Raw genomic sequence first — 9,689 nt, 5'->3', positions numbered from 1 at the left:
TCTTAAAAAAAGATCAAAGAAGCGGAAAGTCCACTAGTGGTATAGTGAAAGATATTCTGACTAATTCAAACAGTCATCCCCACGGTATAAAAGTCAGGCTAGAGGATGGGCAGGTAGGCCGGGTAAAGGAAATTTTATCAACATTAGATCAACCTTAATGAATTCATTAGATTACTTCACTTAAACTGGAGTTGATAATTATGTACAGTAAAGAAGAATTACAACGTATGAGCAAGCGAATTGAAGAGGATATGAAGGAAAAGGAACTTGAAATAGATGATGGGAAAAAGTACTTATCCTCTGCCAATCTGGAAATTAAATGTACACATTGCAGTCATGACTATTTTCACAAAAGTAAAGCATTACTTAACACAAGAGGTATGACTTATTTTAATCTAGACTGGCTTAATGAAACAGCTACCACATTGATATGTGATAAATGCGGTAACATCCTCTGGTTTGGAAAAGAAGTTTATTCTATAGAAGAAAAGAAGGCCTAGTTTACGATAATGGGGATGTTACTTCTTGCCTCCCTTCGTGAACCGTTAGTTCTCCACGACACTGGAGGACTCTTTAAATAAAAATGTTAGCCGCTGTCCATTTCCAATTCCTCAATTCGGCGCTCAACATATTTCGTATCCTTATGTGCATGATACGTATCTGCTTTTTCAACAATGGCAACCGTGTTATATTCTGGTATTCCAGCATACTTTTCATAAACCCCTCTTGGGATCAAGACGTTCCCTTCCGGCCAATAGAGAGATATATTCCCACGATGTGTATGGTCCATTGTTGCCCTCCCGTGAAAAACACCGTATTTATTATAGACCACAACTGATTCTCCGTCCTTTATACTTAATTCCCTGGCATCTTCTCTATGAATTAATACATCGTAACGCTCTGCTCCGTTCGATGGGTCCCGGTGACTATAAATCATAGAGTTAAATTGTTTCCCACGTCTCGTCGTTACATAGAAATGCCCCTCTGGTTTTCGCAACTCGGGAACTTGTAACGGTAACAATTGCCCACGTCCATCTTCCGTTGGACAAACACCACCTTCACACAGCCACGCACCACCCCATTGAAAGACATCTCCTTTATCTTTTAACTGATGAATTCCATCGTAGATTTGATTTGCTACAGCAATCTCTTCTCTAATTTGTTGTGGTGAAGTAAAGTCAATTAAATCTGCTTTAAATGGCTTCACCCTTTTAGCGAGATCTACATAAATTTCCCACTCTGCCCGGGCTTCAGCGATTCTTGGACCCTTTATTTCTGGCGAAAAGTATACCATCCTTTCCGTTGATGTGGATGTTCCACCACCAGATTGTTCATAGCGCGTCATTGCTGGTAAAACAATCACTTCTTCCTTTGCATCTACTAATGTGGATGTATTAAAGATAATATCTTGATGAACCCTTAAGTCCACACTTTCCAAACACTTTTTCACAAAATCTGGATTTGGCATTGTGTCTAGAAAATTACCACCTGAAGTATAAAACACTTTTAAATGACGAGGATGATCCATAGGGAGCATGGTATTTTCAAGGGACACACCGACTATATCCCCTTGCCATTTAGGAATGGAGAACTTCCATACTTTTTCCATACGTTTCCGGTTTTTTTCGTCAAAGTCACTACCAGGAAGGACAAATGGGTCTGCCCCCATTTCTGCAGAACCTTGCACCCCTGAATGACCACGGATTGGCATAACACCACAGTTTTCTCGTCCAATAAACCCTCGCAACATGGCAATATTAGCCACTTGTGATATATTATCTGTACCAAACCGATGTTGAGTTAGGCCCATCGACCATACAAACACACTTGTTTTCGCTTTCGCCAATACTATTGCAAATTCTTTCATTCTGTCCTTCGAGAGTCCTGCTGACTTCTCTAGAGTTTTCCAATCCTGGTTTAAAATATGTTTTTTAAGTTGTGAAAAACCTTTTGTGTGATTTTGAATAAATTCAAGGTCTATTGCTGAACCAGCTTTTTCCCTCTCCATCTCAAACCAATGCTTCATTATTCCGTTCATGAATGCGATATCCCCGCCTATATTTACCTGATAAATATCATCCGCTAATTGGGTTCCAAACAGGGCACTTTCAGGAATAGATGGAATCCAGTATTTCTCCATTGATGGCTCGCGATATGGGTTAATGACAATAATTTTTGTGCCTTTCCGTTTTGCCGCATACATATATTTCGTGGAAACAGGCTGATTATTGGATGCGACAGACCCCCAAAAAACTAGAACATCCGTCCCAATCCAATCCTTGTAACTACAACTGGAAGCCCCAATTCCGAGAGACCTTTTAAGACCTGTCTTACTAGGCGAATGACAGATACGTGAAGCATTATCAATATTATTAGTACCAAGAAATCTAGCTACTTTTCCAGCCACATAATAAGTTTCATTTGTTATACCTCGGGCTGTCAGAAAAAATGCAAGCTGTTTTGGATCAATGGATTTTATTTTTGCAGCAATTCGATCCAACGCGTCTCCCCATGAAATTCTGGTGAACCTTTTTTCTCCAGGCTTACGGGATAGGGGAAAAGGAATTCTGCCCAATTCCCTAAGTTCGGAACTGTTCAACTGTCTTAATTGGTCTATGTCTTGAAAAATGACTTGTTCCTTCATCTGAGGCATTGTATTCAATCGGAGTAAGTTAAGCCTTGTTGTACATAAATGTGGTCCTGTTAATGTTTGATCTTTTAGACCGGACACCCCTAGAGCACAACCGTCACAAACACCTTGAGTAATTATTCGCGATGCATAGGAGGCATTATCTTTGTTTTCCCATACTGTCTTAGCCATGTCACGAATATGATTTGGCTTTACTTTTCCAATACCCATAGGCACCCAACTAGCCCAAAGGTTAGGATCTGGTAATTTCGGTAACTTAAGCGGACCATAGTGCTTTGTCTTCCCCATCCCATCACCCTTTTCAAGTTTGTTTGGATAAATCAACGTATTCGAAAGCGTTAACCACTCATGTCAATACTTTCTTGATTATGCGATTGATAAAGATAAATCGTAATTAACAATTTCAATTAAACCCTTTCGTCCTTACTATATTTATAGTATTTTCTTTAGGATATATCCATTTTTTCATGCGAAAAAAGGACGGAACGAAATAAACCCCCTCTCATAGTAGAGGGAGTTTATTTATAGAGAAGTTTTTCTATTCTTACAAAACCCACTTTTCAATTGCTACAGCTACACCAGCTTCGTTGTTAGTTGATGTAACCCAGTCAGCTGACCGTTTTACGGTTTCTTGAGCGTTACCCATCGCTACTCCAAATCCCGCTTCCTTAATCATTGCCAGGTCATTAAGGCTGTCACCCATTGCTATAACTTGATCCATTGAAATATTTATCCGTTTACATACCTTTTTGAGGGCTTCTGCTTTGTTCACACCAATGGCATTTATTTCAAGGTTTGTTAGGCTGGAATTACTAATCTCCAATTCTTTATTTTCAGAGAGTTGTTTTATTATTATTTGGCGTACCTCGTCGTCAGGAATATCGAATCCAAACTTCAGCCATTGATGATTTTCGATATCAAGGAGTTCATCATTATTGTTCCATACTCTATTATCAGAAATTGCCCAAAATCCTGTATTATGTTGATTCCGCAAATCCCACATCATTTGAATATGGTCAGCGTGAATAGGGTTTTGTTCTATTAAAGACCCTGATTCATCATAAATTTCACTTCCATTGACCGTCACTAAATAAGAAGATAATTTTAAGGATTGAGCATACTCCCGACAAGTAGCGATGGAGCGTCCTGTACTTAAGACGACATGAATCCCCTTTTCTTGGGCTCTTTCTATCATTTTGGCATTTTCTATGGGAATTTCATGTTTATCATTTAAAAGTGTCCCATCCATATCTAGTGCAATAAGCTTAAATGTCTTATCCATAATCACAACTCGCCTCGCATTTTATACATTCAGATTTTTAAGGTTCCTCTATAGTATATCTATTATAGTACCTAATCACCAGTTATAGAAACGTACACAAATTACTAAGGGAATCCATTTCATGAATATGATTTTTTATACCTGAGCCGAAGTAATTGATTCCTTTAATGTTGGTGATTCCTTTATTGGAAGAACGACCTCTACCTTTGTTCCAATTCCTTCTTCACTTGTTATGAACAATTCTCCTTGATGTTCACGGATAATATTCATACTAATCATTAATCCAAGTCCTGTCCCATCTGGTTTCGTAGTATAAAACCGCTTCCCTAAGTTTCCTATTATTTCTTTAGATATTCCTGGCCCCTCATCAATAAAAAACAAATGGAGTTTATCCCCTAATTTCTTAAATTTAATATAAATATTTCCTTCTTCATTCATCGCCTCGATCGCATTTTTCAGAAGATTAAGGAAGACCTGTTTTAATTTATTTTCCTCACAGTAAATCATTATTTTTTCCAGTTCTTCATTATAAACAAGTTTTATTTGTATATTATGTAAAATCGCCTGTGTGTTAGCAATAGTGACCACTGTTTTTAATAATGATAAAATACGTGTTGGCTCAAATTCCATCTCCTTTGGTTTTGCCAATAATAATAGTTCATTTACAATCAAATTAATCCGCTCTAATTCTGAAGACATAATATCTTCATACTTTGATCCACTACTTTCATGACTTATGAGTTGCAAAAATCCCTTTAAACTTGTTAATGGATTTCGGATCTCATGAGCTATTCCTGCAGCAAGTTCCCCAATTACTGATAGTTGTTCCGAATGTCGCAGACGCTTTTCACTATCTTTTAGATCCGTTATATCCTTAATTACTAAGCCATATCCCCAACTATCTTGAAAATATACTTGCTGGTATGTCATGCTAATATCTACTTTACTACCATCTTCCCGTTGTAAAACCATCATATTATGACCGTTTGCAGTTGATTTAAATAAGGATTCTTCCTTTGTACTAGGTTCCCAATACTCCCTTGGGATATAATGAAAAATAGATTTCCCTTCCACATCATCCTTTAAAGTTGCGCCCAGCATCACTAAACCCGATTCATTGATATCTTTAATCTTCCCCTTAATAAGGAATATTATTGCTATGGGAATATCCTTAATGAAACTTTGGTATTGTTTTTTCATCATGATTGTTCTATTTAATTCATTCACCAGATTTCTTTTTTCACGAAAGAAATAGAATAATAGACTATTTGAAAAAACTAGCAATGCTATGATAAGGATTATCATCCATGTGAATCCATACAAAAAAACGTTGAAAATAATTAAAGTAATAGAAAGGATACAATATATAGATATTATTATTAATTTCAAATGCGTTTGAACGTACATCCTTAATTAATCTCCCCTTTTCTCCTTAAAACCTCGCTCGCAAAGTGAAATAATGATTTACAAATCCCTTTTCTAAGATTTTATTAATGTAAATAAAAACAAGCCTAACCCCTTAACATAAGAAGTTAGGCCATGTGCGACTTTCGCCGGATGTGACTTATCCACACATTTACCTGAATATTATTTAAGTACAAATCCTACCATTGATTTGTCCTCTTTGAAATCCCAATCTATAAATAGATCTTGTACTGGAGTTGTAAATATTGTGTTGAAATTTGCATCACGATGGAAGTAACTTTTTTCTAAGTCATCTTTGGTTAACAGGAGTTCACTGGAGTAACCTTTTAGAATAAGGGCCTTTTCGATTGGGATTAAAATCCCAATCCTCTCCACTAGAATAACATTTTCAGATAGTATATATGTTTTGATGGCGTCAGGTTCTCTTTGAACAAGTGAGGTTATTCGAGCAACCTCTAATTCCAAAGCCTGCTTATTAAAATTTGGGTGAACTTGCTCTGTTTCGGTTGTACCATTTAAAACGAGCATGAGCATCCCGGTGTTATTTGTAAAGTTCCAATCATGAAAATACTCTTCCACTTCCACATCAAGGCTTATTTGAACAACGCCTTTTAATTCTTCCATAACGTGTTTTATTATAACATCTCGCGCATGGTTGACATATGCCGTTTGACTTGTTTTTAAAAGAACTTCTTCCATTGGAGAGACGAACCCTCTTATATAGAGAACCAAGTGGTTTATACCTAAAGTTGCTCGACAAGACTCAGGTCCACGCCCAAACTTTTGCCTTAGCATCTTACTTGTGTAGCTACTGATTTTACTCAGTATATCTTGATTATTCATTAAAAACCGTCCTTGATTGAACACCTTAATTATCGCCATTGTTAACAATAACCAATTCTATCATAACATAGAAAAGCTTATCATAATGAAACTTTTCCCATATTTAACATATTTTAATGGTTAAATAGGTGTACTATTTTAATTTTGACTACATTTATTTTCAGCAACATGATTTAACACGGGACGTTAACAGCGCCTTCATTTCAAACGAAAGACTAAATTATCTTCTTATTTATAACTAACTGCTACTTCTATAATTTATACAAAAATAATGCTTTTATACATTTGAATCAATTTCACCATTCAATATTTCACTATAAAAACGAACGTTACTCTTAATAGAGGATAATGTCGTTCGATTTCCGCTCTAGACAGACGCTTTCACCACAGGCACAAGTGCGACACCTGTTGTACTCACAGTGTCTTCTTTAATGTGGGGACGTCTTCAACTAATTTTTGACGGCTAAACACCGTCAAAAATGGATTTTCAACTCGTGTTGTTCCCTCAAGAGTCGCCTCTTTCGCTTCCATCGTAAAATGATGTTCGTCTTTCATAGTATAAAAACTATTTATGAAATTAATTCATTTATATAAATTTTAATACTAATTCAAATCTCTTTTTAAGAAAAAAATAAGGTAACCCTTATCCTTCATTGCGTCCCGAAGAAAATACATATCACTGATTCTTCTTTGCAGTACATTCTCAAAATTTATTTTATACTCATATAAATGTTGCCTCATGGTGATACAGTGCTCCATTAGTAAATCTCCATGGCCCTTTTTTAACAACGTATTTTCAATTGGTAAATGAACGTCATCACATTGAACTAGCATGGAATTAGGATGTATTTCAAATGTCTGAACTTTCCTCGGCACTTTATGATAACGGAAGAATACTTCCTCCACTACCTTTTCCAAACTGGAGCAGTTCATTGACTTCCACAAACTTTTTCTTTGAATTTCATCTTCCTTCTCCCCGAGCATTAATAGAACACCTGTATTCTTTTCATAATTCCAATCATAAAAAAAGGATTGAATCTGAAATCCAGCCATATCCGAAATATCTTCTAATGATTCCTCCAATATCGCCTTTATAATTACCGATCGGTAAGATAGTGCAAGATTTAATTCATTTTTTCCCACTAGTACCTCTTCTGCTGGTGTCAAAAAATGACGCACTTGTACTACTAACATTTTCAATTGTTTATTGATTACGCAATAACAAGACTCTGGGCCTTTACCGAAACTTTTCTTTAGTTGCTTACTAATTTGACTGCTTATATTAATTAAATCTTCTTGAAAACTTATTCCCTTTTCCTCAATCATTCCTTCTTTCCCCCTGCTCCCGCACCTTTATCTTTTTTCCCTTTCACTTTTGCAGATTTGATCTATAACTAATTTATTTCACTTTTTGAATAATACTCTACGACCTGAATTAGAACTAACTGGCAAATCAATGAAAAATAAAAATGGCCTAACTCCATAAGGTTGAAGTTAGGCCACGGATAAGACGACTATTTAATAATAGATCTCCCATTTACCAAAAACATATTTTAAGATTCTGAGTGTTATTTTCTTTATGCATTAAATATGCTTTTTTTTCCATTTTGATCAATGACAGCTAGACATTTATCAATGATAATATTATCATAAAATGTTTAAATATACAAAATGAAATCATATATGGCCTAACATTTGTATAAATATTTTAAAGTTAGTTTTAATATTTTTACCTTCTTTATTATTCATCAATATCATGAAAGATTAGTTTTCCAACTATCCCATCCTAATGTTGCTTGTCCGACAGGTCAATCCCTTCCGGACGATAGTGAAGTCTAATATTTGTAATAACCTCATTAGAGCCAAGGCTTACAGCTTTCCCTTGAAGCTTTATGAGCAGTTCCATAACCTCATCCATAGAACCTTCTATCACCGTTTCCATCGGCCCCACTTCAAATTTCAAACCTGACTCCTCGATCTCTTCCACTAGCTTTGGTAAAATTCCATTCGTATTCATGTCTTTACCGTTCGGTAACACTTGTACTCCTGCCATAACCGTACTCATTTTATCACCTTCCAATTTTATTACAAATTGTTTTAATTTTCGTTTTTTCTTCCTGAATATTTTTTAAATACCACGTTTTCCCCTACATCAAACCTGTTCACAAAAAATACCGGGACCAGGTCCCGGTATTTTTTGTGAACAATATTGATTGATATCTATTTGTATAAACGGCGTAATTAAAGTAAAACTATGGATGTCACCTAACAGAAAATGAGGAGGTTACTATGATGAATAAGGAGCGTGTCGTGGAAATCCTTGATTCCCCAGATATGATTAAAGTAACGTATAAAGGAAAACCTGTTTTCATTCAACAAGTAGACCAAGATGTAGAGAAAGCAAGGGTTTTCCCAATGGACGAACCTGAAAATCAATTTGATGTAGAAGTTATTAGCCTTCAGGAACACTAATAAGAAAAGCGGAAGCGCCTATAAACACGAGCTTAGGGCAATGTAGGAATGACAACAAGAAAGTTCGCTACATTGACTTCGGTTGTCACTTCATAGGAAAAGGACGAAGAATGCTCTTCGTCCTTTTTATTAACATAACATAATTGCATATAATAACCCGTTAGCTGAACAACATTACATATCAGTTCACATCTATTCTCTCAATGCTATACCGTTTATTCAATAGGCTCTGTTATATATTTAGTTGTTGATTGGAACTAATAAGAACGCTTGCTTTCACCACAGGCACAAGTGCACATCCATGTCTACTTAGCCGCGCGGGCAGTTTGGGAGCCTACTTCACTAAACACTATTTAATAAAACCAACCTCATCCTTTAAAATAGCCATTCAATTAGGTACTATATTAAGAAAACCAAATTCTAGATATTTGTAAAGGGTTAATAACTGACTTCAATCTACCGTCGGGATGAAATAATTTAATTGTTTCCATTCTTTTAAAATCGTAGGATGATACCTCTAAATTTTCCATTAGCTTAGTTGTTTCACTGTCGCTAAGTTTAAATGAAAGTGATTGCCCAGTCATTAAAATCTCTGCTTTAGTAGTATCTTTCGTTTCATCCTTTCTAAAAAACATTAACTTGTACTTCCGTTTGCTTTTTACGAGAACTTTTACTGACTCTTGCAGTTAGTTGTATAGCTTGTTTAAATAAGCCTTTAATTCTTTTAGAAAAATAAGTAGCAAACCAATTATAATAAGAATAATACTCAAAAAGTAAGGTACGTTTACCATAGTTTCAGCACGAGCAGTCGCGAATTTCCCTGGGGGATTACTCCAACCTCCCATGTTTGGAACATAATTAGCTATGGCAAGATGAACAAATCCAAATAACATGATGCCTGAGATAAATAAAGTTGCACCTATGAAATCTAATCTCTGCAAATTCTTCTCCTCCAAATTCAAGTGTGATTTACTAACGAAACCCCTTCGCTGAAAAATTCCTTTAAGCTTTTATTCC

General features: G+C 35.8%; 10 protein-coding genes. 3 read left to right on the top strand and 7 right to left on the bottom strand.

What is annotated here, in order from left to right; translation table 11 throughout:
* The coding region (locus KS419_RS20130) for a YwbE family protein (protein ID WP_217068348.1) at positions 1–158 on the top strand (158 nt) is incomplete at its 5' end.
* Positions 159–200: 42 nt separating this feature from the next.
* Positions 201–500 (top strand): hypothetical protein, encoded by a 300-nt coding sequence (locus KS419_RS20125; RefSeq protein ID WP_217068343.1) that lies wholly within the window; start codon positions 201–203, stop codon positions 498–500.
* An 86-nt stretch (positions 501–586) separates the two neighbouring features.
* Here the strand turns inward: KS419_RS20125 and KS419_RS20120 are convergent, their stop codons facing one another.
* The 6 genes from KS419_RS20120 to KS419_RS20095 all read right to left on the bottom strand — a co-directional run bounded on the left by KS419_RS20120 (position 587) and on the right by KS419_RS20095 (position 8,265).
* Positions 587–2,938 (bottom strand): FdhF/YdeP family oxidoreductase, encoded by a 2,352-nt coding sequence (locus tag KS419_RS20120; protein WP_217068342.1) that lies wholly within the window; start codon positions 2,936–2,938, stop codon positions 587–589.
* 256 nt (positions 2,939–3,194) lie between these two features.
* A complete protein-coding gene (locus tag KS419_RS20115; RefSeq protein ID WP_217068340.1) occupies positions 3,195–3,932 on the bottom strand; it encodes a Cof-type HAD-IIB family hydrolase in 738 nt (245 codons plus the stop codon).
* A gap of 135 nt (positions 3,933–4,067) precedes the next feature.
* Positions 4,068–5,237: an ATP-binding protein gene (locus tag KS419_RS20110; RefSeq protein WP_246594296.1), complete on the bottom strand. Its 1,170-nt coding sequence runs from the start codon at positions 5,235–5,237 to the stop codon at positions 4,068–4,070.
* A gap of 282 nt (positions 5,238–5,519) precedes the next feature.
* Positions 5,520–6,200 (bottom strand): Na-translocating system protein MpsC family protein, encoded by a 681-nt coding sequence (locus tag KS419_RS20105; protein ID WP_246594295.1) that lies wholly within the window; start codon positions 6,198–6,200, stop codon positions 5,520–5,522.
* 603 nt (positions 6,201–6,803) lie between these two features.
* Positions 6,804–7,526: a Na-translocating system protein MpsC family protein gene (locus KS419_RS20100; RefSeq protein ID WP_217068335.1), complete on the bottom strand. Its 723-nt coding sequence runs from the start codon at positions 7,524–7,526 to the stop codon at positions 6,804–6,806.
* Positions 7,527–7,986: 460 nt separating this feature from the next.
* Positions 7,987–8,265 (bottom strand): thiamine-binding protein, encoded by a 279-nt coding sequence (locus tag KS419_RS20095; RefSeq protein WP_217068334.1) that lies wholly within the window; start codon positions 8,263–8,265, stop codon positions 7,987–7,989.
* Between the two features lie 227 nt (positions 8,266–8,492).
* On the opposite strand from KS419_RS20095, the gene KS419_RS20090 reads away from it, so the two are divergent.
* Positions 8,493–8,672, top strand: coding sequence for an H-type small acid-soluble spore protein (locus tag KS419_RS20090; RefSeq protein WP_217068332.1), 180 nt, complete (start codon positions 8,493–8,495; stop codon positions 8,670–8,672).
* Positions 8,673–9,358: 686 nt separating this feature from the next.
* Here KS419_RS20090 and KS419_RS20085 read toward each other — a convergent pair.
* The gene (locus KS419_RS20085) at positions 9,359–9,613 is read right to left on the bottom strand and encodes a hypothetical protein (RefSeq protein ID WP_217068331.1); all 255 of its coding nucleotides are present in this window, start codon (positions 9,611–9,613) and stop codon (positions 9,359–9,361) included.
* Positions 9,614–9,689: the final 76 nt, after the last annotated feature.

The organism is Evansella tamaricis, assembly GCF_019042215.1.
Classification (GTDB): Bacteria; Bacillota; Bacilli; order Bacillales; family Salisediminibacteriaceae; genus Evansella; species Evansella tamaricis.
Note: the sequence above shows the minus strand (reverse complement) of the source record. Positions and strands in the feature narration are given on the sequence as shown.

Coding starts and splice junctions, on each gene's coding strand:
- KS419_RS20090 (WP_217068332.1), top strand. CDS start 8,493: ATGAATAAGGAGCGTGTCGTGGAAATCCTTGATTCCCCAGATATGATT.
- KS419_RS20095 (WP_217068334.1), bottom strand. CDS start 8,265: ATGAGTACGGTTATGGCAGGAGTACAAGTGTTACCGAACGGTAAAGAC.
- KS419_RS20105 (WP_246594295.1), bottom strand. CDS start 6,200: ATGAATAATCAAGATATACTGAGTAAAATCAGTAGCTACACAAGTAAG.
- KS419_RS20110 (WP_246594296.1), bottom strand. CDS start 5,237: ATGATAATCCTTATCATAGCATTGCTAGTTTTTTCAAATAGTCTATTA.
- KS419_RS20115 (WP_217068340.1), bottom strand. CDS start 3,932: ATGGATAAGACATTTAAGCTTATTGCACTAGATATGGATGGGACACTT.
- KS419_RS20120 (WP_217068342.1), bottom strand. CDS start 2,938: ATGGGGAAGACAAAGCACTATGGTCCGCTTAAGTTACCGAAATTACCA.
- KS419_RS20125 (WP_217068343.1), top strand. CDS start 201: ATGTACAGTAAAGAAGAATTACAACGTATGAGCAAGCGAATTGAAGAG.
- KS419_RS20100 (WP_217068335.1), bottom strand. CDS start 7,526: ATGATTGAGGAAAAGGGAATAAGTTTTCAAGAAGATTTAATTAATATA.